At 61.4% G+C, this 25,171-nt stretch carries 23 protein-coding genes; 16 read left to right on the top strand and 7 right to left on the bottom strand.

Going from position 1 to position 25,171, the window contains the following annotated elements:
- Positions 1–3 precede the first annotated feature (3 nt).
- Complete coding sequence (locus tag VJ109_RS16130) at positions 4–444, bottom strand: arsenate-mycothiol transferase ArsC (protein WP_324760762.1); 441 nt, start codon at positions 442–444, stop codon at positions 4–6.
- A complete protein-coding gene (locus tag VJ109_RS16125) occupies positions 441–839 on the bottom strand; it encodes an ArsR/SmtB family transcription factor (protein ID WP_324760761.1) in 399 nt (132 codons plus the stop codon). The genes VJ109_RS16130 and VJ109_RS16125 overlap by 4 nt, the downstream gene beginning before the upstream one ends.
- 196 nt (positions 840–1,035) lie before the next feature.
- Between VJ109_RS16125 and VJ109_RS16120 the strand changes: the two genes are divergently transcribed.
- A complete protein-coding gene (locus VJ109_RS16120; protein WP_324760760.1) occupies positions 1,036–2,607 on the top strand; it encodes a methyl-accepting chemotaxis protein in 1,572 nt (523 codons plus the stop codon).
- Between the two features lie 265 nt (positions 2,608–2,872).
- On the opposite strand, the gene VJ109_RS16115 is transcribed toward VJ109_RS16120, so the two are convergent.
- Positions 2,873–4,528, bottom strand: coding sequence for a histidine kinase N-terminal 7TM domain-containing protein (locus VJ109_RS16115; RefSeq protein ID WP_324760759.1), 1,656 nt, complete (start codon positions 4,526–4,528; stop codon positions 2,873–2,875).
- Between the two features lie 1,272 nt (positions 4,529–5,800).
- On the opposite strand from VJ109_RS16115, the gene VJ109_RS16110 reads away from it, so the two are divergent.
- On the top strand, positions 5,801–6,622 hold the full coding sequence (locus VJ109_RS16110) for an SDR family NAD(P)-dependent oxidoreductase (protein WP_324760758.1): 822 nt from the start codon (positions 5,801–5,803) through the stop codon (positions 6,620–6,622).
- Position 6,623: 1 nt separating this feature from the next.
- Here the strand turns inward: VJ109_RS16110 and VJ109_RS16105 are convergent, their stop codons facing one another.
- Positions 6,624–6,926, bottom strand: coding sequence for an L-rhamnose mutarotase (locus VJ109_RS16105; RefSeq protein ID WP_324760757.1), 303 nt, complete (start codon positions 6,924–6,926; stop codon positions 6,624–6,626).
- Between the two features lie 78 nt (positions 6,927–7,004).
- On the opposite strand from VJ109_RS16105, the gene VJ109_RS16100 reads away from it, so the two are divergent.
- Positions 7,005–7,874, top strand: coding sequence for an amidohydrolase family protein (locus VJ109_RS16100; protein ID WP_324760756.1), 870 nt, complete (start codon positions 7,005–7,007; stop codon positions 7,872–7,874).
- An 18-nt stretch (positions 7,875–7,892) separates the two neighbouring features.
- Here the strand turns inward: VJ109_RS16100 and VJ109_RS16095 are convergent, their stop codons facing one another.
- Together VJ109_RS16095 and VJ109_RS16090 are read right to left on the bottom strand one after the other, a co-directional pair.
- On the bottom strand, positions 7,893–10,073 hold the full coding sequence (locus VJ109_RS16095; protein ID WP_324760755.1) for an LUD domain-containing protein: 2,181 nt from the start codon (positions 10,071–10,073) through the stop codon (positions 7,893–7,895).
- Between the two features lie 6 nt (positions 10,074–10,079).
- Entirely contained in the window at positions 10,080–10,598 is a 519-nt protein-coding gene (locus VJ109_RS16090; RefSeq protein ID WP_324760754.1) for an LUD domain-containing protein, read from the bottom strand.
- Positions 10,599–10,860: 262 nt separating this feature from the next.
- Between VJ109_RS16090 and VJ109_RS16085 the strand changes: the two genes are divergently transcribed.
- From VJ109_RS16085 to VJ109_RS16025, 13 genes are all read left to right on the top strand, one after another.
- Positions 10,861–12,249, top strand: coding sequence for an ABC transporter substrate-binding protein (locus VJ109_RS16085; protein WP_324760857.1), 1,389 nt, complete (start codon positions 10,861–10,863; stop codon positions 12,247–12,249).
- A gap of 59 nt (positions 12,250–12,308) precedes the next feature.
- A complete protein-coding gene (locus tag VJ109_RS16080; RefSeq protein ID WP_324760753.1) occupies positions 12,309–13,238 on the top strand; it encodes a carbohydrate ABC transporter permease in 930 nt (309 codons plus the stop codon).
- Entirely contained in the window at positions 13,235–14,200 is a 966-nt protein-coding gene (locus VJ109_RS16075; protein ID WP_324760752.1) for a carbohydrate ABC transporter permease, read from the top strand. Before VJ109_RS16080 ends, VJ109_RS16075 begins: the two co-directional genes overlap by 4 nt.
- A gap of 63 nt (positions 14,201–14,263) precedes the next feature.
- Entirely contained in the window at positions 14,264–15,430 is a 1,167-nt protein-coding gene (locus VJ109_RS16070; RefSeq protein ID WP_324760751.1) for an ABC transporter ATP-binding protein, read from the top strand.
- A gap of 33 nt (positions 15,431–15,463) precedes the next feature.
- Complete coding sequence (gene rhcE / locus VJ109_RS16065) at positions 15,464–16,492, top strand: 2-keto-3-deoxy-L-rhamnonate dehydrogenase (RefSeq protein WP_324760750.1); 1,029 nt, start codon at positions 15,464–15,466, stop codon at positions 16,490–16,492.
- A 112-nt stretch (positions 16,493–16,604) separates the two neighbouring features.
- Positions 16,605–17,810, top strand: a complete 1,206-nt coding sequence (gene rhcD / locus VJ109_RS16060; protein ID WP_324760749.1) for an L-rhamnonate dehydratase — start codon at positions 16,605–16,607, stop codon at positions 17,808–17,810.
- Between the two features lie 2 nt (positions 17,811–17,812).
- Positions 17,813–18,844, top strand: a complete 1,032-nt coding sequence (locus VJ109_RS16055) for an LLM class flavin-dependent oxidoreductase (protein ID WP_324760748.1) — start codon at positions 17,813–17,815, stop codon at positions 18,842–18,844.
- An 84-nt stretch (positions 18,845–18,928) separates the two neighbouring features.
- On the top strand, positions 18,929–19,687 hold the full coding sequence (locus VJ109_RS16050; protein WP_324760747.1) for an IclR family transcriptional regulator: 759 nt from the start codon (positions 18,929–18,931) through the stop codon (positions 19,685–19,687).
- Between the two features lie 49 nt (positions 19,688–19,736).
- Positions 19,737–20,585, top strand: a complete 849-nt coding sequence (locus VJ109_RS16045; RefSeq protein WP_324760746.1) for a fumarylacetoacetate hydrolase family protein — start codon at positions 19,737–19,739, stop codon at positions 20,583–20,585.
- 313 nt (positions 20,586–20,898) lie between these two features.
- Positions 20,899–21,585 (top strand): hypothetical protein, encoded by a 687-nt coding sequence (locus VJ109_RS16040; RefSeq protein WP_324760745.1) that lies wholly within the window; start codon positions 20,899–20,901, stop codon positions 21,583–21,585.
- A gap of 2 nt (positions 21,586–21,587) precedes the next feature.
- A complete protein-coding gene (locus VJ109_RS16035; RefSeq protein ID WP_324760744.1) occupies positions 21,588–22,376 on the top strand; it encodes an SDR family NAD(P)-dependent oxidoreductase in 789 nt (262 codons plus the stop codon).
- A gap of 86 nt (positions 22,377–22,462) precedes the next feature.
- Positions 22,463–23,464 carry a TIGR03560 family F420-dependent LLM class oxidoreductase gene (locus VJ109_RS16030; RefSeq protein ID WP_324760743.1) on the top strand — a complete coding sequence of 334 codons (1,002 nt, stop codon included), beginning with the start codon at positions 22,463–22,465 and terminating at the stop codon, positions 23,462–23,464.
- A 62-nt stretch (positions 23,465–23,526) separates the two neighbouring features.
- On the top strand, positions 23,527–24,552 hold the full coding sequence (locus VJ109_RS16025; protein ID WP_324760742.1) for an aldo/keto reductase: 1,026 nt from the start codon (positions 23,527–23,529) through the stop codon (positions 24,550–24,552).
- Positions 24,553–24,573: 21 nt separating this feature from the next.
- Here VJ109_RS16025 and VJ109_RS16020 read toward each other — a convergent pair whose 3' ends face one another.
- Positions 24,574–24,918: an L-rhamnose mutarotase gene (locus VJ109_RS16020; RefSeq protein ID WP_324760741.1), complete on the bottom strand. Its 345-nt coding sequence runs from the start codon at positions 24,916–24,918 to the stop codon at positions 24,574–24,576.
- Between the last annotated feature and the right edge of the window lie 253 nt (positions 24,919–25,171).

The following is a 25,171-nucleotide window of genomic DNA, read 5'->3' as shown; positions in this document are numbered from 1 at the left end:
ATTTCAGGCATCTCCCGGGACCTCTTGCTCGATTTCATCGAAAAGCGCACTCACACGGTCTCGAATCTCGTCGCGGATCTCCCGGACGCGGTCGAGGTCGGTACCATCAGGATCAGCAAGCGCCCAGTCGCGGATGTCGACATCGCTAGCCGCGTCGAGTTCGAGCGTCGAACAACCCATGGTCGCGACGTACTCACACGATTCGAGTTCGGCCGTCGAGATCTTCCGAGGCGTTCGGTCCGAGAGGTCGACTCCGTCCTCACGCATCACTTCGATAACAACGTTGTGAACGTGCTCGGCCGGGCGTGTCCCACCGGTGAGGATCTCGATGTCGGCTTCGAGTCCCCGGCGTTCCCGCTCGCGCTCGGCGTACGCGGTCGACATCTGTGATCGCCCGGCGTTCTGGACGCACACGAACGCCACACGAATCGGTGTGTCGGTCATCGGTCGTTCCCTTGCGTTTCGTCGAGGGCAGCCAGAAGCGCCTCGGCCCGTAGAGTCGTCTCGTAGTACCTCCACGTTCCGTCCTTGCGCCGCGTGACGAGTCCGGCGTCGTAGAGATCTGAGAGCGCGTGACTGATCGCACTGTCACTGACCTCGAAGACGGGATTGATCTCACAGACACATACTTCTCGATCCGCGGCGTTCAGCAACCGGACGATGTTGTACCGTGTTTCGTTCCCGAGGGTTTTGAGCGCCGTGAGATCGGCGTCGGGGCTTTCCGGAGCCGTTGATTGGTACGAGCGTAACGAATCGAGCCGGTCTTCAACGTCGGCTTCACAACACCCACCGTTTTCTTCGGTGATGAGTCGTTCGAGTCGGTCCGTTTGGGAGCTCATGGATGAGTAATTGAACACCTATTCAGATAACTGTGTCGGGATCGAAACGGCAATTGTTGCGATTGCGAGTCATTTATGCTTGCGTAGTTTGATTACAGGTCACATGATAAACCTGTTCTCGACCGTCAGTGCTGATGAGTCCGACTCAGCCGGGGAGTCTTCCCCCCACAGACAGTGGGACAGCCGGGATGGCTGTTTGGTTGATAGTGATGAGGAGGTCGAGAAGGCGATCGACTCTCCGTTCGAGACAGCCGAAGCAGATGCGCTGTTGTGTAGCTATCTCCGCTTCTCCCCAGATCCGATCTTTGTCGTGGACGCCGATGGACGGTTCGTCTACTCGAACAGTGGCTGTCGCGAGCTCTTCGACAGGACTGTCGGTGAACTCATGGACACGAACCTGTTCGAGTACGATAACGCCGACAACACGGCGATGCGGAAGGTACTCGATACGGGCGAACCCCTGTGTGGGCTTGACCAGGAGATCGTCACCGACGACGGTGAGACGATTTCGGTCGAGCGGTATCTCTACCCGTTGTTCGACGATACCGGCACGCTGGTCGGCGGGATCGAGATCAACCGTGATGTCTCCGAGCGTGTCAGCGCCCAGCGCCGGGAGGCACAACTCGAACAGTTGCGCGCCTACCAGTCGGATGTCGCCGAGGAGTTCGGGGAGTGGCTCGCCGCACTCAGCCGCGGGAATTACGCTATCGATCCGTCGGTCCCCGAACCCGACGCCGATTTCGAGGACATCACTGCCGTCTACGAGGTGTTCGACTCGATGGCCGACAACCTCGGTGTCGCGGTCGACAGCACCAACGACATGCTAGCCGATGTCGAGCGCGGTGCCGCCCAGCTCGACACCCTCAGCACCCGTCTCGGAACCGCCGCCACTGAGACCGAGAACGCGGCCGCTCGCATCGACGACTACAGTACCGACGCCGCGGCGACGGTCAGCGAACAGGTCGATACCGCTGCAGCGGCCGAGCAGTCTGCAACGGACCTTTCGGCGTCTATCGAGGAGATAACCGCGACCACACAGAAGATCTCCGAGCAGGCCTCACAGGCTCGCTCGCTGGCTGATACGGGGACCGAATCGGCAGAGACCGCAGTAAACCGGATGGACGCCGCGGTCGATAGCGCCGAAGAGAACCTCGACCACGTCAGTAACCTCGAAGCGCAGATGGAAAACATCGAGGAGATGACCGAGATGATCGCTGATATCGCCGAGGAGACGAATTTGCTGGCGTTAAACGCCAACATCGAGGCCGCACACACCGATGGCGACGGCGACGGCTTTGGCGTCGTCGCCGACGAAATAAAGACGCTCGCCGAGGAGTCGAAAACCGCAGTCGAAGAGATTTCGGAAACACTCGACTCGCTCCGTACGGATATCGAATCGACGACGGCGGCGATCGAACACAGTAGTGCGGAGATCGAAGCCGGTGCCGACGCCGTCGGGGACGTTGTCGACCACATCGCGGAGATAGATACAGCTATCGAGGAAACCGAGACAGGGATCGTCCAGATCGCCGATGCGACCGACGATCAGGCCGAGAACGCACAGACAGTCAAAACCACCGTCGAAGCGGTCGCCGACCAGAGCCGGCAAGTCGACGACCACATGACTGACATCTCGACTGAGGTCGATCAACAGACCGAGAACGTCGACAACGTCAAGCGCGTCTCCGAGACGATCGACACCCTCTCTGATGACCTCCACGATGACCTGTCGGCGTTTACACTCGCCGACACCGACGAGGACGAGTAGAGAGACACCGAGGTCACCCCGGAAGCGGTCATCGAAGGCTGACAACTCGAAACCGACAGTACAGGAGCACCGAGGGAAAGCAGCGGCGAACCGAAGCTTCGATTGTGACGATGGCCCCTTCGAGGAGGGCAGTGGTCAGAACGAGGAATCGAGCGATTCTGGAGTACATTTCTTATCGGTAGTGTCGTCCGCGTCGGTACCGAGAATTTTGCCGACGACACATTCACTTGTACGTCTCAGCCGCTGTCCATGATAGGAATTGAGGCTACTGTTCGAGCGTACTGACACCCGAGACGATGATGCGGATGCCGTCTTGATATGACTGATCGAGTGTGGCCTCCCAGCCGTGAGTCTCGGCGAGCATCCGGAGATTCGGGAGCGTTAGCCCGGCTTCAGCGTCGGGAATTGCGCTGCCGTACTCGAAATACGACGCTGGATCGGTGTCGCCAGTCGGCCTGCCGTCATCGGTAATCGTAAACCCACGATCAGTGGCAGCGACGGAGATCTCGGTCGCGCCGTTGTGTGCGCCGAACGTGAATGCGTTGACGAACAGTGTTTGCAGTCGCTCGGGATCAGCCGTGAGCTCGGCATCAGTGTCGATCGAGAGGGTAACGTCCTCAACGTCGGCGATCGCCCACGCCTCTTCGACGATACGCCCGATATTGACCGTTCTGGCCTCGTCGTCCTCGACACTTTGCCCGTAACGGGCGAGCTTCGCCAGATCGTCGACGATATCTGCCATCCGATCGGAGGTGTCGGAAGCGGTCTGTAAGGATTCCCGCGCTAGACTCACCTCACCGTCGTCGATCGCGGTGCCAGCGATATCGATTCTGGCACTGAGAATTTGCAGCGTATTGAGTAGCTCATGTCGGATTGCGGCGGCGAACCCTTCCAGTTGCTCGTTTTGCCGTTCCAGCTCCCGGCGCTGTCGTTCGGTGCGAGTCACGTCGGAAAAGAGTACCATCCGCCCGATATCGGTCTGTCCCAGAGAGAAGCGCGTATCGCTGACCAGATAGTGTTCGGTTTCACCGTCGTCGGTCCGGTCGAGAATCCAGTTTCGGTCACCCAGTTCCGTGTTCGCCGGCGGGACGACAGCGTCCAGTGGTTCCCCCGTTGCTCCATCGAGAGCCGGAAAAAGCCGCTCGGCGCGTCTGTTGTAGTGGCTGATCCGGTCGTCGGTGTCCAGATAGATGATCGGCGCGTCGACGCCGCTAGTGAGCTGGACGGCGAGAAACTCCTCCTCAAAAACGTAGAGGACGCCGATCGCGAAGACGGCCACTCCGAGCGGCTCATAGTTGATATCGATGAGGAAGTCGCTGGTGAAGCCGACGATATCGAACACGACCGGTAAGCCGGTGATTCCGACGAGTGCCGCCAACGGTCGCGTGTCGTAGTCGGCATCCAGAAACAGTTCGTACAACATGAAGAAGCCGACCGCGACGAGGGCGTACGAGAGCCCGGTGACGACCCAGTGGAAGGTGCCGTGCATGATCGTCAGATGCGGGAACGGCGTGGTGACGAAGGCCGTCTGGAAGTACCAGCCGTGGAGCGGATTCGTGAGTTTCACTGCAACGATCGCGAGATACAGTACCACTGCGAGACGCCTGTACAGCTCGTCCCGGTGGAAGGAACGTCCGGTGTAGGCGGAGGCGAAGTAGAGCCAGGCGCCGACGGTGGTGAGTCCGACGATCAGACTGAGCGTGTAGGCCCCGTAGCCCAGCGCCGGCGTCGGAGCGACTAGAAAGGCCAGTTGTAGCGCTGCCCAGCCGCCGCTTCCGACCAACAATGCGACCAATCCTCGCCGGGTGTCCAGGTCCGTGACCTGTCTGGCACGGCCGACTGCGACCCCACAGCCGAGCGCTGCGAGTCCGTAGGCGAACACATACGCCAGAAATGCCAGAGGAACACCGAAAATATCCATCTATAGAGCATACGTGTCCGATTGGCTTGATTCCTGTGCCCCAATAACGATAATTGATACCCACCCCACCGCGATAGTCCAGTCCCGCTGGACGGACGAACTCCAGGATGTGGAGGACTCCAACGCGGAGTAGCTGTGTCCGTCACGCGATTCGTCGACGGCGCTGGCTTCGCCGTTGTGTGTTCGGACACTGGTTTGAGGTCGCTGCTCCCCTGGCCTCGAACCGAGCATATCGATAGTCGATTTTCGGGAATATCATATTCTCTCGGTCGAAAGTTCGATTATCGGATATAGTTCAGATAGCCGCCATCCTAACTCATTAACTCACATATGATCCTATCGAGGCCAACCTGAAAACAAATAGATACTATATATTATCAAATTATGTTATAATAAGCAAATTTTGGAATGTACTGGGTTATACGTGGGAAATATATCTCAACTCGGCTTGGATGTAACTATGATCTCTAATTTGTTAGCCGAACCTTCGCTGCCGATCTCCCTCGCATCTCCCCACGTTCTCCTCCACATCAATGATGTCTCAGACCCTAGTAATGGAATAACAGATGTACTTGTGTTAGGTACTGGCAGTGCCGCCGGCCACTTCGTGCGTTCAGCTGTTCGTTTCCCATCGAATTCGGAATTGTATCGCTACTGTGTCGGCTTGAGCGGATATCTTCCGGTATTACCGTAAAAAGTCGATTACTGACCCCGGTTCCGCTAGTTGCGGCAGATCTCTGAGTATCGTCAATTAACGTCGCCATTGAAGAACAACGCATAGCCGATCGCCCCGACAGTAGTGCGATCAGCATATAATTCTCTCTGATCGGTATAGAACGATGTGCCGATGACCTCTCGACCGAGACGGGAGTGGATGTGGATGAAAGGCCTACAGCAGACGAACGACACCTGTCTCCTCGTTCTGACGGTCCAGTCGTGAGAGCAGTCAGATCATCCGTCAGCAACCGGGATCTCTCCGGCGTTGTACCCACTATCCGATAATAACAGAGACTATCCGATATTACCGGACTTTTCCTGGTGTGAGGAATCCAGTTACAGACTCCCGTCGTGGCTCGATATCGGGAGTATGAAGCCGTTGAGAGACTGCTCCTCCAACTAGGATGCCCGCGTGAAACAAACGTTACCTACTACCATGACAGTCACTGACAACCTCCGACGAAATCTAATCCGGTAATATCGGACCTAGGGAAATATCTCTCCCAGCGGCCCCATACCTACACGTTTACGTACATCCGCCACAGAGCGGGAGGTATGTCTGCAGGCGAGTCAGACGATCGTCCGAGCGAGTTCGATTCACGCCTCACCGACCGCCATATCGTCGTCACGGGTGGCGCACAGGGGATCGGGCGCGGTATCGTCCTGCGATGTGCGCAGGCCGGCGCTGACGTTACGATCTTCGATATCGACGCCGAGACAGCCGGTGAGACGGCTGCTCGGGTTCGAGAGACCGGGAGTGAGGCGACAGTGGTTGAGGTCGATGTGGCCGACGCGGACTCCGTCGACAGCGGTGTGGCGGACGCCCGTGATGCTCTCGGTCCGATCCATGGCGTCGTCAACAATGCAGGAATCCAGCGATCGGTCCCACTCTTGGACACGAGCGAAGCCGGATGGGACAGACATTTCGCAGTCAACACGAAAGGGACCTTTCTCGTCGCCAAACGGGTAGCCGAGCAAATGATCGCCGACGATATCGCGGGGAGCATCGTCAATATCTCGTCTGTCGGAGCGGAACGCCCGTTCACTGGACAGGGGGCCTACGGGGCATCGAAGGCGGCGGTACTGGCACTAACGACGGTCCTGGCGAAGGAACTCGCCGAACACGGGATCACGGCGAACGCAATCAAGCCGGGAACTGTCGAGACACCGATGGTCGATACGTGGCTCTCGGAGAAAGCAGCACAGAGCGACCAGTCGGAAGCGGAGATCCTCTCTGAATCGCTCGCGACACACATTCTCGATAGACCGGGACAGCCTGAAGAGATCGGTCACATGGCAGTGCTGTTGCTCTCAGACGAAGGGGAGTGGATAACCGGCGAGTCGATCGCCGTCGATGGTGGGTATCTGAAGGCTTGACTCAGATCATCCGGTAGACCTCGTCCATCCACGGATCGTCTTCGTCGAGGAGGATGGGGTCCATCACCTGATCCCACTCCGCCTGTGCGTCGCTGTCCGCCATGATCTCCTTGATCACCGACGGGTCTGCGACCTCCATGAACCCGAAGACGTGGCCGTCGTTCTCGAAGACGCTGTAGGTCTCGATACCCGCTCCGGAGTCGAGATATGCGGACTCCAGGGCGTCGGGGACGTCCTCGTGTTCCTCGCGGTACGCCTCTCGCTGTCCCTCCGTGATGCGGAGGTGGAACGCTATGCGCGGCATGCGTTTCACAGGTCCAGCGCCCTCGGGCTTAGCTTTTCTGCGGTAAGATTTAGTAGCCTGACCGACGAACTCAGGGATATGCTTGATACCCATACACACGCCTGGGGTCCTGCTCGCGCAGACCATCCATGGGTGAACGGCCCGATACTGGACCGCGTCGACGCGTTCGACGTCCACACAGTCTACACAGCCGACCGGTTGCTGGCCGACATGGATCGAAACGGTATCGACGAGGCCGTCGTCGTCGGGTACCCCATCTGTGACTGGCGGGACAACTGGTACACGCTGAAGGTCGCGGCCGAGTTCGACCGACTGTCCGGTATCGTGATGCTCGACCCGTTTGCCGAGGACGCACCGGCTCACCTCCGAGAGTGTCTGGAGACCGATGGGATTCGAGGGTTTCGACTGGGCGCGGCGTGTCCATACGATCGGATGTGGGAGACGTTCGAGCCGGACACGACCTGGCTTCGGGAGTCACTTCGGGAGACTGAGTTCTGGGAGGCTGCCGTCGAGATGGACGCTGTCGTCCAGATCCTCTGTGACCACAGCCAACTGGACCAAGCCCTCGAAGTCGTCGAGGCGCATCCCGAACTCACCTATCTGTTCGACCACTTCGCACACGCTGGCCCCGAGACACCGACTGAATCGGGCACGTTCGCACAGTTCGCCGACCTCGCTGCCTACGACGGTGTCGCGGTAAAGGTCTCCGAGATCCCGCACATGTCCGATTCGGCGTTCCCGTACGCCGATATGCACGACCACGTCCGGTGGTTTCTGGACACGTTCGGCCGGGACCGCGTCGTCTGGGGCTCCGACTTTCCCAACGTCAGCGACGTTGCCACCTACCCCGAGTCGTACAACTGGCTCCGACAGGTCGATTCCGTGTCGAAAAAAGACCGCCAGTGGATCACGGGGACAGCGTTCCGCCGGCACGTCGGCCTCGGGTAATCGGTCCGGTGACGCTGGCTACGCCGCGAGCAGTTCGATCGGATGACGCGGCTGTCGTTCGAGGAGTGCGTCGATCTGTTCGAGACAGGAGGTCCCGCTGGCGACGACCTGTCGGTCCCGAACCCTGTCGGCCTCAAGTTGCCCTCGGAGCCGGTCACCGACGTCCATGCTGAGTTCGTAGTACTCGGATTTGTAGCCGAAGCTCCCGGCCATCCCGCAACACTCCACGTCGGAGGTCACTACGTCGTACCCACACTGTTCCAGGACGGCGACGGTATGGGCTTCGAGGCCGAGCGTCCGCTGCTGACAGTGGCTGTGGTACGCGAGCGCTTCGCCGTCCCCACTCGGGAGGGGAGCAGCCCCCACACCATTTTCGAGGAGTCCGTAGACGTACTCGAACACCTCGTAGCTGTTCTCGGCGAGGTCCGTGAACGTCGCTTCGTCCAGCAGTTTCTCGTACTCACGCTGGAACATCGCGTGGTCGCTCGGTTCGATGACGACCACGTCCCGGCCGTCGTCGACGTGCGGTGCCAGTGCGTCCGTGACTCGCTGTGCGTGTGTCCGGGCCGTCGCGACCATCCCCTGTGACAGGGGTGCGCGGCCGCTCGAAGCGACGGCCGGAACGACCACGTCGACACCCAGTGATTCGAGGACTTTCACAGTCGCCTTCCCCCGGCTGACCTGGACGTGATTCGTGTAGAGGTCCGGATAGACCACGGCCCGTCGCTCGGGGTCCTCGACAGTCGAGTCGCGGTTTCGAGCCCAGTCGACGAACGTCTCGCGCTCGAAGCTCGGTAGCTCACGCCGGGGGTCGATATCCAGCGCCCAGGCCATTGCCTTCCGTGACAACCCGGTACTGGCGAGCCAGTTCGACACGGGTGCGGTCGCCGTTCCCAGTTTGGCGACAGTCTCGAAGTTCCCGAAGAACCGTTTCTGGAGGGACGGCGAGTCGGTTTCGGCGTCGGGAGTGAGCCCGTCGACAAGCCAGTCGGCGGGTTCGTCGCCCTCGCGGTTGATCCGATCACGGACGACCGTGTTGATCCACGGGATATCGATCTCGACCGGACAGGCGTTCACACAGCGGCTACACCCAGTACAGAGGTCGTTGAACTCCGCTGCCACGTCGAGGCCCTCGATACCTGCTTCCCAGCCGGTTGCGATCCCACCGGAGTACGTCTCCCCACCGAAGGCGTGTCCGCCCACGCTCTGGAAGTTCGCACAGGAGTTCGAACAGGCCGAACAGCGGATACAGTACAGCGTCTCCCGCAACTGGTCGTCCTCACGCATCGCCATCCGGCCGTTGTCGATCAACACGAGGTGGAACTCCCGGTCGGTATCGAACGCCGAGAGCGGCGTCTCGTCGTCGTCGAAGTCGACGACCGGCGTCTCGACTGGTGGTGTCAACAGCGAGACGTACGAGGTGATGTCCTGTCCGGTGCCCGACCGGCCGATGAGTTCGACGAACGGGTGGAGGTCCCCGACCGTGGGGATCACTTTTTCGACCCCCGCGACCGCGATGTGGGTATCGGTGGCCGCGACGGTCTTCCGTGCGTTGCCCTCGCTCGTGACCAGCGCCATCGTCCCCGTCTCTGCCGTGACGAAGTTCGCACCGGTGAGTCCGACCTCGGCGTCGACGATTTTCTCGCCCAACTTCTCGCGAGCGAAGCGGGTCAGTTCCTCGGCAGTCTCTAGCGGGTCGTCGGGGTCGAACACTTCGTTGAACAGTTCGGCGATGCTCTCGCGGGACTTGTGGATCGCCGGTGCGACGATGTGTGACGGGGCCTCGTCGGCCACCTGCAGGACCCACTCGCCGAGATCCGTCTCGACGACGTCGACACCGTCGGCTTCGAGCGCGTCGTTGACCTCGATCTCCTCGCTGGTCATCGATTTGCTCTTGACGACGCGGTCGGCGTCTCGGTCCGCGACCACCTCGCGGATGTAGTCGTTCGCGTCGGCAGCGTCCTCGGCGAGATACACCGTCCCGCCGTTCTCCTCGACTGTTTCGGTCAACTCGTCGAGCAACTCCGGCAGTCGTTCGATCGCGTCCTCTTTGATCGCGCGGGCCTCGGACTTCAGTTCCTCGTAATCCGACAGCTCTGCGACCGATCGGTACCGCCCTTCGTTGAATCCCTGGGTGTTCTCGGCGACTGCTGCCCCTTCGGTCCGCATCAATTCGCGGAGTTCGTCTGCCGTAGCCATCGTTATTCACTCCCCCTCGACGACGATGACGTGGACTGTCTCCGGGCCGTGTGCCCCCTTGACGAGCGCCCCCATGTCGGCCGTCGCGCTCGGCCCCGTTGCGATGATCGTACTCCCGCGTGTCCGGGCGAGCGTCGTTTCGAGGGTCTCGACGGCTTCGTCCATGTCTGGAGCGATATCGTCTTGGTGGAGTAGCGCGACGTGGCGCTCGACGAACAGACTCACCAACTCGCTCCCGTCACCGGTCGAAGTTAACGCGAGCGAGCCGTAATCACCGATTCCGAGTTCGGCAACCGAGACACCTGTCGTGGCCGCTTCGAGGGCCGCCGGTGTGGGATCGAGATCGATCCCGGCCTCCGCGAGCGGGAGTTCCCCGTGTGCGAACTCTTCGCCTGGGGAGACGCCCACGGCTGGTTTGACGACTGCCTCATCGATGGCCGCAGGAACTCCCGCCCGATCCGTGCTTGTTACTGTCACGCCCAGTTCGTCGAGAGACGCCGCGAAGGGTGAGTCGCTTTCGGTCATTCGTGTCCGCACTTCAGGACCGCTCCATCATTTAGTTTTGGTTACTATAGGGGCCTGTTCGTCGCCGTTCCGACCCGTTCGAATGTTGTCTACGCCCGGTTCAGTGGGGTGGAGATGTCGGCAATTCTCTGAAATCGCCACTGTAAATTCCGGTAAATTTATTATATACAACACACCTTCTACAAGATAGCGTATCATGACAACCGATGGCTCACCCACTGGACTCGACAGGCGACAATATCTGACTGGACTCGGCACCGCGATGGCCGCCGGCCTCGCCGGGTGTGGCGGTGACGGCGGGAGCGGTGGCAGCGGCGGCAGTGGCGGCGACGGTGGAAGCGGTGACGGCGGCTCCGGACCACAGGACCTCGACTTCTGGTTGTTCGGCGGCATCCCGGCCGAACGGGAGTACATCAGCGGACACTACGACAACTACGAGACACACAACGTCAGCTACCAGCACCAGGAGTGGGGACAGAAGTACCAGATCATCGCCTCTGCGGCGGCCAACGACAACCTGCCACACGTGATGGCCGGCCAGTGTCAGCAGATCCCCGACTACGTCGGTGCGGGAGCCATCCAGCCCCTCGATCAGGACGCGTACCAGGACCAACTCGAGGAGGTCAACAGCCACTTTATCCAGGCTAACATCGACACCGTCGTCTACGAGGGGCTCGGCGACACGAGCGGCGAACGTCAGTGGGGTCTTCCAGGGGGCTATGCCGACCTTGGACCGTTCGTCGACATCAGGACGGACTATCTGGAACAGACGAGCTTCGATGAGCCCCCACGGAACTGGCCCGAACTCCTGCAACTGGGCCAGGAGATGCAGGAAATCGACGAGGTATCGGCAGCGATCACCGCACCGGGAACGGACTTCGGTCTGACGACGGGATATTTCATCGGCTTCGTCTACGCCAACGGCGGCCGGTACTTCGATCCCGAGACGATGGAAGCAACCGTCGATCAACCCGGTTTCGTCGACGCCGTGAAACTGTACCAGGACATCGCCGAGGCGGGTCTGTTCCCGGACTCGATGGCGGAGAACAACCACATCGCGGCCGGTCGGCTGCTCCGGGAGGGTGAGTCGGGAATCCTCATCACCTACTCGCACGCGAACGCCATCTACCAAACGACCGGGGCACCCCAGCCGTGGCTCGACGGCGAAGGACACACTGTTACCCGAGCGCCGTTGCCCGAATCCCCCTCGGGGAACTTCGAGCCCCGGGACCTCCTGTTGCAGAACGCCCAGGGCTTCATGCTGGGGGCCGGGTCCGGAAGCGGGGCCGAACAAGATGCCGCCTTCGATTACATCAACTGGTGGAACCAGCCCGATCAGCTCGCCCCCTGGACCTACAGCGCGGACGCCGATGTCGGGATTCGCGGTCGGGTTCCCACGCTGCAGAGCGCCTTTGAGGACCCGAGCGATCTGTTCCAGAGCCAGTTCGGCGACCTCGTGACGCTCTACGAGAACGACGATCTGTTCACCCGAACCTCCCGGTTCCCCTCGTTCTCGGGCATCGCACAGATGCAGAGCATCATCAATACCGAGGTCATCCAGCCAGTGGTGCTCGGCAACGCGACGGCCGAAGAGGCCTGTAGCAGTGCCAACTCCCAGATCCAGGAAGTCGTCGACGAGAACATCGCCTGAGCGGGCGGGAAATATTCTTATTGGACACCACTCATAATGGAGGTAGATACGATTCAACCATGAGCTACGTAGACCACGCACAGTCGTCCTACGAGAACGTGGCAAGACACGTTCCGGAGAGCCTCCGGGTGTACCTGCCGATCCTGCCAGTGATGACGCTCGTCGGGGTGTTCATCCTCTACCCCATCGCGCAGGCGATCTACTCCAGTTTCTTCACGAAGAGTTTGCTTCAACCCGACCAGGCTGAGTTCGTCGGGTTGGCGAACTACGTGGAGATCTGGACGGACCCGGACATTCATCAAGTCCTCTGGAACACGACCATCTGGGTAACCGTCGGCAGTCTGGTAGCGATTGTCCTCGGGTTTCTGATGGGGTGGCTTCTCGACGAGAAGCTCCCGTACACGAGTGTCGCGAGCGCGATCGTGTTGATCCCGTGGGTGCTCCCGCGGGTCGTCGGCGCGTCGATCTGGCAGTTCATGTTCGGCGGCTCACAGGGGATTATCAACGAACTGCTGGTCCAGATCGGTATCGTCGACGAGTATATCGTCATGCTCGGGTCGACGGACCTGTCGCTGTGGCCGCCCATCATCGGGATGATCTGGCGGCTCGCACCGCTGTTCGCGCTTCTCACGCTGACATCGCTCCAGGGCATCGACGAGCACCTCTACGAGGCTGCGCGGATGGACGGTGCCACGCCGTGGGAGCAGTTCCGGTATATCACGATCCCGATGATGAAATACAACCTCGCCATCGGCTTCCTCCTGATGTTGATCTACAACGTCAGGAACTTCTCGATGGTGTGGGTGATGACCAAAGGCGGTCCCGGGGTCTCCAGTAGTACGCTCCCGGTGATGATCTACCGTTCGGCGTTCATCGACTTCGAGGTCGGGTTCGCCTCCGCACTCTCGGTGATGCTGTTCGTCGTGTTGCTGGTGTTCTCGTATTACTACATCCAGTTCTACGACAAGGTCCAGGGAGAAATGTCATGACGACACAAGACACAGATCCGACGGCAGAGTTTCGGAAGAACCAGTCGTGGCTCTACGATTCGAAAGCGGGTGGCTACGTCCGGAAGACGGCAATCAGTCTCCTGACGCTCCTCATCGGTTCGTTCATCCTGTTCCCGCTGTACTGGATGGTCGTGACCGCGTTCAAGACGACGTCGGAGATCCAGCAGATTCCACCGACAGTCTTCCCGAACGACTTCTCGTTCGAGGGGTTCCGGCTCGTCATCGAGTCGTCGATCCAGGCGGGCGGGTACGCCGGGCTGGTCCAGGACCTGCTCGGAATCACGGTGACCTCGGCGATCGACATCAACCTGCTGGGGCTCGTTCTCAGCAGCCTCAAGGTCGCTGTCGGGGCCGGGGTCATCGCCGTCGTTCTCGGAACGGGGGCCTCGTACGTCCTCTCGCGCCGTGACTTCCGCGGAAAGAACCTCCTGATGAGTCTCCTGTTGGCCTCGTTGATGTTTCCGGGGACCGCGATCATGGTTCCCGAGTGGGAGCTCATCTCGTATCTCGGACTGTTCAACACGCACCTCGCGCTCGTCCTCATCTACGGCGCGATGACCGCGCCGTTCGTGGTCTGGCTCATGAAGGGATTTTTCGACGACTTCCCGGACTCGATCCTCGAAGCCTCTCGGATCGATCAGTGTACGCCCTTCGAGACGTTCTGGTACGTGCTCGTCCCGATGGCGCGGAACTCGCTCATCGCGTCGTTCATCTTCGCGTTCCTTCTGGCGTGGAACGAACTCGTGTTCGCGCTGACGCTGCTGGACAACTCGAAGTTCACTGTCCCGCCGGGACTGCTGACCTTCGTCCAGGGGTTCAACACGCAGTGGAACGTCGTCGCGGCGGCCTCGATCATCGTCTCGATTCCGGTGCTCGCTGGCCTGGCCTACATCCAGCGATACTTCGTGCAGGGACTCACTGGCGGCGCCATAAAGGGGTAATCCCCCTCCCGGTCCGTCGACAGGACGCTAGCTTTAAGGTGCGTTGGATGGTACCACTTTTCAATGACACACCTCGAACTAGATAGTGTCACGAAAGTGTTTGGCGATCCGTCCAAGGACGGTGTCGTCGCAGTACAGGACCTGCACATCGACGTTCCGGACGGTGAGTTCCTTGTCTTACTGGGACCCAGTGGCTGTGGGAAGACGACGACGCTCCGGATGATCGGTGGGCTCGAAGACCCGACGGAAGGGGAGGTCAGGTTCGACGGGACGGTTGTCAATGACGTAAAGGCCCGGAACCGTGACGTTGCCATGGTGTTTCAGGACTTCGCCCTGTACCCACACATGACTGTCCGTGAAAACCTCGGGTTCGGGCTCCGTCGGGAGGCCAACGGCATGTCTGACGACGAGATCCAGGGACGCGTCACCGAGGTCGCCGAGATGCTCGAGATCGAGGAGTTACTGAACAACAAGCCGGCACAGCTCTCGGGCGGCCAGAAACAGCGCGTCGCGCTCGGGCGTGCCATCATCCGCGAACCCCGGCTGTTCCTGTTCGACGAGCCGCTGGCGAATTTGGACGCCAAACTCCGGAAGACGATGCGGACGGAGATCGACGAGCTCCAGTCGAAAGTCGGAATCACGTCGGCGTACGTGACCCACAACCAGGAGGAGGCGATGACGATCGCCGACAAGATCGCCGTCCTGAACGACGGCGAACTCCAGCAACTCGGATCACCCGATCAGGTGTTCAACGAGCCCACGAACCTCTTTGTCGCGCAGTTCGTCGGAAGCCCGGATATGAACCTCTTCGACGGGACACTCACCGACGGGGGTGACGCGTACCGCATCGACATGGACCTGCTCTCGTTCGATGTCCCGAAGGCGCTGGTCGAGACGGAGATCACGACCGAGGACGTTCTCGTGGGTTTTCGGCCACAGGACCTCTACCAGGCCCGGAACCGGGCAACCGACGGGCCGGAGTTCGACACCGATGTCCGTGTCGTCGAACCAGTCGGGACCGAAGCGATCGTCCACAGTACGTCGCTCCTCGGGGACGTGACGGCGAAGGTCGGCAACTTCCACGACATCGAACCGACGGACCAACTGTCGCTCACCATCGCACCCGAGCACGTCTACCTGTTCGACGCCGAGAGCGAGGCGCTACTGAAAGGGCGGCTGGTGAGCGAGCGGGGTGACAATGAGGCATCGGTCGACAGCGTCGAAGCATAACAGTACGACTTCGACACCTACCTACTACCAACCATGAAAGCAATCGTCCAGACAGGCCCCAAGTCCGTGGAGATACAGGAACGAGAGCAACCGACGATCGCCCCCGACGAGCTCCTCGTCAAAGTGCACACCGCGGGGCTCTGTGGCAGCGACGCACACGCATACAAGTACGACGGCGGATACGAGTGGATCCCGATTCCGCGGATTATGGGCCACGAGTACTCCGGCGAGGTAACAGCGGTCGGCGACGACGTCGAGGGGTTCGCCCCGGGTGACAGAATCATCGAAGAACCGATACACGACTGTGGGCACTGCTTCCAGTGTAAGAACGGACAGCCGAACGTCTGTCAGAACTTCTCGATCACCGGGATGCACCGGGACGGGGCCTACGCCGAGTACGTCGCAGTCGCACCGGAACACGTCCACGCCGTGCCCGAGAGCGTCCCGCTTCGCCACGCTGCTATCACCGAACCGACGAGTATCGCGACACGCGCAGTGCTCGGTCAGTCGGTCACGAAGCCGGGCGATACCGTTCTCGTAGAGGGACCCGGTCCGATCGGCGTACTCGTCGCGGTCGTGGCGGATTCGCTGGGAGCCAACGTCGTCGTCTCCGGACTCGACCAGGACGCGAGCTATCGCCTCCCGTTGCTCGAAGACCTCGGCCTCCCGACGGTCAACGCTCAGTCCGCGGATCTCGACGCCGTGGCCGAACGCCATACTGACGGGATCGGTTTCGATGTCGTGTTCGATTCGACCGGCCATCACTCGGGTATCGTCACGGCGAACGACCACGTCCGGAAGGGCGGACAGATCGTCGTCGTCGGGATTCCGAACGACAGCAGCCAGGTAACGCTCACATCGACGGTCCGTGGCGAGGTCGACATCAACACCTCCTATGGCTCGACGTGGACCAACTTCGAGCAGGCGCTCCGGCTGATGGAACGCGGAGAAATCGCCGTCGATGACATCATCGATACGTCTTACGATGTGGACGAGCCTCAGGATGCGTTCGAGGCGTTTCTCGCCTCCGAGACCTGCAAACCAGTCTTCCAGTTCAATTAACACGACATCGGCGCCCGACCGTGACGCGGACGAGTAGTCCCAACTGTTTCATCCGACCGGGGATCGGTGACAAAAAGACTTTAGCCACGCCGAACGGTCGTATTATCGTACAATGGAGATTACAGACGTTTCAGCGACCAAAGTGAGCAACGAGTCCTGGGGGGAGTTCATCGAGTTCCCCCTCGTCACGATCATGTCGAAGTACGACGAGTACCGTAACGTCGACGGCGAGAACCCCCAAGCACGACGGAAGTGGATGGGGCCAGTCGGCGATGTTGTCGTCGAGATCGAGACCGACGCGGGCATCACCGGGGTCGGCGTCGGCAACTGGGGTACTGGCGCTATCGCCACCGTCGTCGAGGAGACCCTCTCGAAAATCGTGGTCGGCGAGGACCCGACGCGGCGCGAACACCTCTGGGAGCAGATGTACCGTGCGACGCTTCCCTTTGGCCGGAAGGGCGTCGCTGTCATGGCTATTAGCGCCGTCGACCAGGCGCTGTGGGACATCGCCGGCAAAGAGGCCGGGAAACCCGTCTACGAACTGCTCGGTGGTCCCACGAAAGACGATATTCCCGCCTACGCGTCTAATCTCCATCCTGTCGACATGGAGACACTCGAACGCGAAGCCATCGAGTACGCCGAGGCGGGCTTCGACGCGATGAAACTCCGTTTCCTCCACGGCCCCGAGGACGGCCGCTCGGGGATGGAGAAAAACGAAGAGATCGTCAAGACCGTCAGGGACGCCGTCGGCCACGAGATCGACATCGCGGGCGACGCCTACATGGGCTGGTCCGTGAAGTACGCGAAAAAGATGACCCAGCGCCTCGGGAAGTACGACATGGCGTGGGTCGAGGAGCCGGTCATCGCCGACGACATCGACGGCTACGCGGAGGTTCGGGAGGCCGCGCCGATGCCCATCTCCGGGGGCGAACACGAGTTCACCCGCTGGGGCCACGAGGAACTGCTCGAACGCGAGGCCGTCGATATCCTCCAGCCCGACGTGGGCCGTGTCGGGGGGATTACGGAACTCCAGAAGGTCGCAGATATGGCGGAAGTCCACGATGTGCCCGTAATTCCCCACGCCGGCACGAACCCGACACTCCACGCCATCGCGGGCCACACAAACATGCCGATGGCGGAGTACTTCCCGACGCCGGAATGGTTCCAAGAGCAGCAGGAAAAACAGGAGTCGACCTACACCGACGCCATCTTCGAGAACCCGCCCTCGCCCGAGGACGGATCGATCCCGCTGCCCGACGAACCGGGAATCAGCACGGAACTGAACCACGAGGCGCTGGACCACTTCTCCGTGGAGTAACGATGGCCGATATCAAATTCGAATACAACGTTCCCGTGTTCGCGGGTGCGCCAGAGGCCGGCGACGACGAGCCTGTCCACCGTGACACCCCGGAGTACGAGGCGCTCGACTGGGAGACGACCCGTCGCGGCATCGAGAAGGCCGAGGAACTGGGGTTCGACGCCGCCTGGGCGCCCGACCACCTGATGCTCGGTCGGGACCGTGCCGAGTACGAGTGCTGGACGCTCCTCTCGGCGATGGCTGGCTTCACCGACGACATCAATATCGGCTCACTCGTCCTCTGTAATGACTACCGCAACCCCGCCTTGGTGGCGAAGATGGCGGCCACACTGGATGTCGTCTCCGAGGGCCGACTCGAACTCGGCCTCGGTGCCGGTTGGCACGAACCGGAGTACGACGCCTACGGCTGGGAGTACCGTGACGGCTTCGAGCGGCTGATGCGACTAGACGAGTCTATCCGGTTGATGAAACGGATGTGGGACGCCGGCGGCGACGGGGCGAGTTTCGACGGCGATCACTATCAGATCGAGGACGCGCCCTGCGCACCGACGCCAGTCCAGGAGCCTCACCCCGAGATCCTCGTCGGCGGGCAAGGCGAGGAGGTGACGCTGAAACTCGTCGCGAAACACGCCGATGTCTGGAACACGGACGTGTTCAACGGCGACGTCGACACGCTGGAACACAAGATCGGGGTCATCGAAGACCACTGTGAGACAGTTGGTCGTGATCCGGACGACATTGAGTACTCCTGGGATGGACACGTCATCTGTACGCGTGACGAGGAGAAACTCGACCGGCTGCTCGACCTGATGCTCCCGATCCAGTTCGAGGAAGAATACCAGGACCAGGCGCCGATCCGGACCGAGGAAGACGCCCGCGAGTACTTCGTTATGGGCACGCCCGAGGAATGTGCCGAGGCGATCGAAGCGCGGATCGACGCCGGCGTCACGAAGTTCCAGGGCTGGTTCATCGACTTCCCGGACACCCAGGGGATGGAACTGTTTGCCGACGAGGTTATGCCGGAGTTCCGGTAACAGCGGCTTTTCAGGGCCGATATCCTCGGAGATATATCCGGTAATAACGGAACTTCTTTTGTCGAACCGTGTCTATTGTCGCGTATGAGTACGGAAGTTCCGGTCAAGGCGGCAAAGCTCTCATTGGAGATCGTTGAGTTACTCAGAGAGCGAGACGGTGCCGGTGTTTCGGAAGTCGCAAACGCGCTTGATAAGCCGACTAGCACGGTCCATGACCACTTACGAACGCTTGAAGCAGAACAGTATCTCGTCAAAGAGGACAGTCTGTACCATGTGAGTACCCGATTCCTGCAGCTGGGTGATCAAGCCCGGTCCCGCAAGAAGGTATTCAACATAGCGCGTCCGGAAGTCGAAGAGTTGGCAGAAACGACCGGGGAACACTCGAACTTGATGATCGAAGAACACGGTCTCGGCGTGTTCCTCTATCGAGCGCGTGGGCCGGATGCGGTGCAACTGGATACCCACGCAGGGATGCGAGTCCCGCTCCAGACCACAGCTCTCGGAAAGACAATCATGGCCTTCCGGCCCCAGTCGGAGGTCGAGGCGATCGTCGAACGGCACGGGCTTCCTGCGGTCACGGACGAGACAATCACCGACCAGTCCGAACTGTACGAGACGCTCGAAGACGTCCGTGAGCGGGGCTACGCGTACGACGACGAGGAACGCGTCAAAGGGATGCGATGTGTCGCCGCCCCGATACTAGACCAGGACGACCGTGCCATCGCGGCCGTAAGCGTCTCCGGCCCAAAGAGTCGGATGCAGGACGACCGCTTTACCGACGAAATCCCCTCACAGATCCTGCGCAGCGCGAACGTCATCGAAGTAAACCTGACGTATTCCTGACCGCGGGCAAACACAACAATTAGGTTCCAGCGCTCGACAGTACACCGTGATGAAATTCGTCAGATACACGACCGGTGGGTCCCCGTCGTGGGGCATCCACCGCGACGAGGAGATCGTCCCGCTCGCGGGACTCAGAGAGGAGATCACGTACCAACAGTTGACCGACGCTGGCTTCCTCCGGGTCGTCGAAGACGCCGCCGACGCGATGGAGGCAACGGCCATCCCGGCGTCGGACACGACCCTGCTTGCACCGGTTCCCCGGCCGGGCAAGATCATCTGTGTCGGACTGAACTACCACGACCACGCGGAGGAGCAAGACGAGGACGTACCCGAACGCCCGCTCCTGTTCGGGAAGTCGGGAACGTCGGTCACGAATCCCGGTGACCCGATCGTTCACCCCGCCGAACTCGACGAAGTCGACTTCGAAGTCGAACTCGGTGTGGTCGTCGGCCGGACCGCAAAGGACGTTTCCACTGCTGACGCGCGGGACTATATCGCCGGCTACACCGCGATAAACGACGTGAGTGGGCGGGACGCACAGTTCGACGACGGGCAGTTCTTCCGTGGGAAGAGCTACGATACGTTCGCACCGATGGGGCCGACACTGGTCCCGGACGACCGGCTCGATCCGTCTAGTCTGGACGTGGCCTGCCGTGTCAACGGCGAGACGATGCAGTCGTCGAACACCGAGGAGTTCATCTTCGGCGTCGAGGAAGTCGTCTCCTATATCAGTGGGATCACGACGCTGCGGCCCGGTGACGTCATCTCGACGGGAACCCCTGGAGGGGTCGGTATCTTCCGTGACCCGCCGGAGTTACTCGAACCGGGTGACACTGTCGACGTCGAGATCGAGGGCATCGGGACGCTGACCAACCCCGTTGTCGCCGACCGCGACTGACGGCCATCCGATCGTTTGACCGCTTTCCAACCATCGAATCGCTTCTATTACCGTTTCGCGCGCCGATCTCGCTGAGACAGGCTGATTACTGCAGAACACTGTCGTGTTTGGGGATAGGTGAAGAGAATATATCTGTCTCTCTCGAATTACCGGGGTTTGTCTGCGTATTCTCTCGATAGTGTCTATACTAGACTATCTTTGACTGTATATACCGAATAATTGCCGGTGAGTGGGAGTGAAATCCATCGACACTTCGGCCGGCCGAGCAGGACCCGAACGGAAGAGCAAAGACGCGTGCTACCGTGTGACGTATATGGACCGAGGCCGTACGTGTGTGACGCTCGCTGTCGTGACCCTCTGTCTGGGTCTCGGCGGGTGTCAGGCCGTGTACGGTCCGAGCGAGCCAACGCGGGCACACCCCGTCACGCCGGCACCAGTACCCACCACCGAGACACCGGCACCGACGCCCCCGCCGAACGGCCGCGCACTCGGGGGTGTATGGCTGGGGCAGTGGAGCGAGTTCGAGCCCGAGTCGGCAGCCGCGTATCGAGACGTACAGCGGACCTGTGAGCGTCCACCGGCACAGGTGGTCCGCCTGCAGCTCGGTGCGATACTCACGGACAACGGGACTCGGCGCGGGATCGAAACGATGTGGCGGTTCCTCGCTCCCTCCGCCCGTCAGAGCTTCGGCTCCGTCGAGACCTACGTCGAGACGTTTCAGATACGGTATCGGCCACTCCTCGGGGCGGATTCGGTGACATACAGGCCGATAGAGCGAAACGGGAGCGCCGTTGTCCAGCCGCTTCGGACCCACAACAACGGGTCGACGACGACGTACCGCTGGCGTGTCGAACGCCTGTCGACAGCGTCCGGCGAGGAGTGTTGGCTGACGACGGAGATACGCACGGGACCGGCCTGGACCGACAGTGTCGGCGACGAGCACCGTCGGCTCGGGAGAGACGGCTCGGACACCGTTAAGTCACTGGCTGTGAATCCCTAGCCATGCCTGGAGAGCGACACGCGGACCGGACAGTCATCGTCACCGGCGCAGCGAGTGGGATCGGACGCGGTATCGCACGGCGGTTCGGCGACGAGGGCGCGAACGTCGTCGTGGCCGACGTTCAGCGAGAACCGAAACAGGGAGCGCGGTACGACAGCGACGTAACCACCCCGACTGACACCCTCATCGCCGAGGAGACAGCTGGCGATGGCACGTACGTCGAGACCGATGTCGGCGACCCCGACAGCGTCGCCGCGATGGTCGAGACGGCAGTCGAGACCTACGGCGGGATCGACGTCCTCGTCAACAACGCTGGCATCCAGATCGTCGGAGACTCCCAATCGACGACGATCGAGGAGTGGCAACGCTCCATCGACATCGATCTGAGCGGAGCGTTCTACTGCGCCAAGTTCGCGGTTCCCCACCTCGTCGAACGGCAGGGCCAGATCATCAACATCGGTTCCGTCCGGGGGTTCGAAGGCGGGGGTGGCCCACCCTACGCGGCGGCCAAAGGCGGCGTCGTCAACATGACACGGGACCTCGCGATCGAACTCGGGCCGGACGGTGTCCGTGTCAACTGTATCAACCCCGGCTACATCGAGACGCCGCTACAGGACATCAACACTGACGAAGACGTCGCCAAAGCGGAGGAACATACACTCTTGCCCCGCTTCGGGAAACCCGAAGATGTCGGTGACGCCGCCGTCTTCCTCGCCAGTGACGAGGCGGAATTCATCACCGGCGCGAACCTCGCGGTCGACGGCGGCTGGCTCGCACACAGCGGGCTGTGAATCGCCTCGGGGTCACGCCCCGAGGCACCCGTCTTGTTTACCTGTCGACCCCAAACAGTTATTCGCCGTCCGGTGCCAGTCGGCGTATGCAGTTCGACTGGATGGTCCAGTGTTATTCGGGCGCTGGCGTTCACCGAGACACTCCGATGCTCGATACGCTCGACCGGGAGACGGTCCTTCAGGGCGTGGACACGGCCGTCGACACCGGCCTCGAAGGATTGTGGGCACCAGACCACTTCATGCTCGGCCCGAAAGCCGAGGAGTTCGAGGTCTGGACGCTCCTGAGCGCGCTCGCCGAACGGACCGAGGATGTCGACCTCGGACCGCTGGTGGGCTCGATCACGTACCGCAACCCCGCGTTGCTGGCGAAGATGGCGACGACGGTCGACGTTCTCTCAGAGGGACGGCTCCGGCTGGGACTGGGGGCCGGGTGGCACGAGGAAGAACACCGCGCATACGGCTTCGACTTCCCCGACGTGGGGACCCGAATCGAGATGCTCGACGAGGGCATCCAGGTCGTCAAGTCGATGTTCACAGAGGAGGACCCGACTTTCCACGGGGACCACTACACGATCGACGGGGCGTTGAACGAACCGAAACCCGTCAGCCAGCCCCATCCGCCGATCGTCGTCGGCGGTGCGGGGCCGAAGATGCTCCGCCTCGCCGCCCGCCACGCCGACGAGTGGAACGTCGAGATCAGCGGCCGAGCCCGGGGGCGCTCCATCGAGTTCAAGGCCCGGAAGTTCGACGAGTACCTCGAAAACGAGGGGCGCGATCCAGACGAGGTCGACCGCTCGTGGCTCGCACACGTCCTCGTCCGGGAGGACGAAGCCGCCGTCGAGTCGGCCGTCGAGGAGATCTTCCCGCTCCCGTGGGGCGAGGAGTCGGACATGGACGATCAACTCACCGACGCCGCCGAGGCCCGGGAGAAAGGCGACATGCTCATCGGGACGCCCGCCCAGGTCGCCGAGCAGATCGAGGGCATCCGCGACCTCGGCTTCGGGAAGCTCCAGTTGCTGTTTCTGGATTTCCCCGACTCCCGCGGGATGGAGCTGTTCGGCGACGAGGTCGCCCCGCAGTTCAAATAGCCCGCCGAACCGGTCGTCGGGATGGAAAACCGTTTTACAGAGCCGTCCGAAAGACCGGTACGATGGATTACAGACAGCTCGGCAGCACGGGGACCCGTGTCTCGGAACTCTGTCTCGGGACCTGGCGCTTCGGCAAGGAGACAAACGGCGTGGTCGAGACGGGCCGGGAGGAGGCCCACGAACTGCTGGACGCGGCCTGGGACCGCGGTGTCAACTTCATCGACACGGCGAACGTCTACGGCTCCCCACACGGCACCAGCGAGGAGTACATCGGGGAGTGGCTCGACGAGTACGACCGGTCGGACTTCGTCATTGCCTCGAAAGTGTACTTCCCGTTCGACGGCTGGGGCGAACCCGGACCGAACGACTCCGGTCTGGGCCGGAAACACATCCGCGAACAGGTCGAAGGGACCCTGGACCGCCTCGGGACCGATTACCTGGATCTGTACTACATCCACCGCTGGGACGAGGGCAGCGACATCGAGGAGACGCTGCGAACGCTCAACGATCTCGTCCGCGAGGGGAAGGTCAACTATCTCGGCGCCTCCACGATGGCGTCCTGGCAACTGACAAAGGCCCTCTGGAAGTCAGACGTCGAGGGCCTCGAACGGTTCGAGGTCACCCAGCCGCTCCACCACGCCGGCTACTACGAGGACGTGAGCGAGTACCTCGACGTGTGTGCCGATCAGGACATTGCCGTGTGTCCGTACTCGCCGCTCGCTGGTGGCTTCCTCACTGGGAAGTACGAACGCGCCGACCCCGACGACCCGGAGGCCGTCGAAGCTCCCGACGGCGCTCGGGGGAGCTTCGACGACTTCTTCGATGACTACTACCTCTCGGAGCGGGGCTGGCACGTCCTCGACGAGGTCCGGACGATCGCCGACGAAGTCGACGCCACGCCCGCACAGGTGTCGCTGCGCTGGCTGATGGAATGGGACGAGTTCACCTGCGTCCCCATCGTTGGCGCGCGCACGACCGAGCAACTCGACGAGAACGTCGCCGCGACCGAGGTCTCCCTCTCGGACGCGCAGTGGGACCGTATCATGGACGCGCGGTACGACCCCGATGGGAACCTCTGGGGTCACTGACGGCGGCGTCGGAATCCGGTCTCACTCGGCGTCGGGCTCGAACTGCCAGACCCGTTCCATGAACGGGATGCCCGACTCCGGATCGGCGTCGGCGTCGACGCCCGACTGTTTGAACTGGCCGGTGTAGCGCTCCCAGTCGGCGACGGCCTCGTCGCCGTCGACGGCGTCCAGATAGGCGTCCAAGTCCGTACACTCCAGGATACAGACCGCGATGTCGTCCCGGACGTACAGTTCGAACTCCTCGACGCCGCCCCGTTCCATCGCGTCGGTCACGCCCTCGGGGACCTCGTCGTGGGCCTCGACGTAGGCCTCGCGCTGGTCGGGATCGAGTCGCTGGACGTAGACGGCACGTTCGGTGTCTGCCATACCCGTTTCCACTCGGGGCTGGCAAATCAGCGTTTCGGGGGTGTTAGTGAGCCGCCGGCGACAGCCGCACCGAGTGGTCATACGACGCCCTCCAGGGGTTCTCGAACTGGCTGTCCGAGGTCGGACTGAACGTCGCCGTCCTGGGGTGTGGTCCCCAACTCGGACCGGGTCCGCCTCGGCTGCGGGGACCGGGGCGAAGATGTCGGGTGTTCAAACAGTTGCTCCGAACTGCGGGGAGGTCTGCATCCCGGTC

The sequence above is a fragment of the Haloarcula montana genome (assembly GCF_035666295.1).
GTDB lineage: Archaea > Halobacteriota > Halobacteria > Halobacteriales > Haloarculaceae > Haloarcula > Haloarcula montana.
This window is presented reverse-complemented; position numbering and strand designations above follow the sequence as displayed.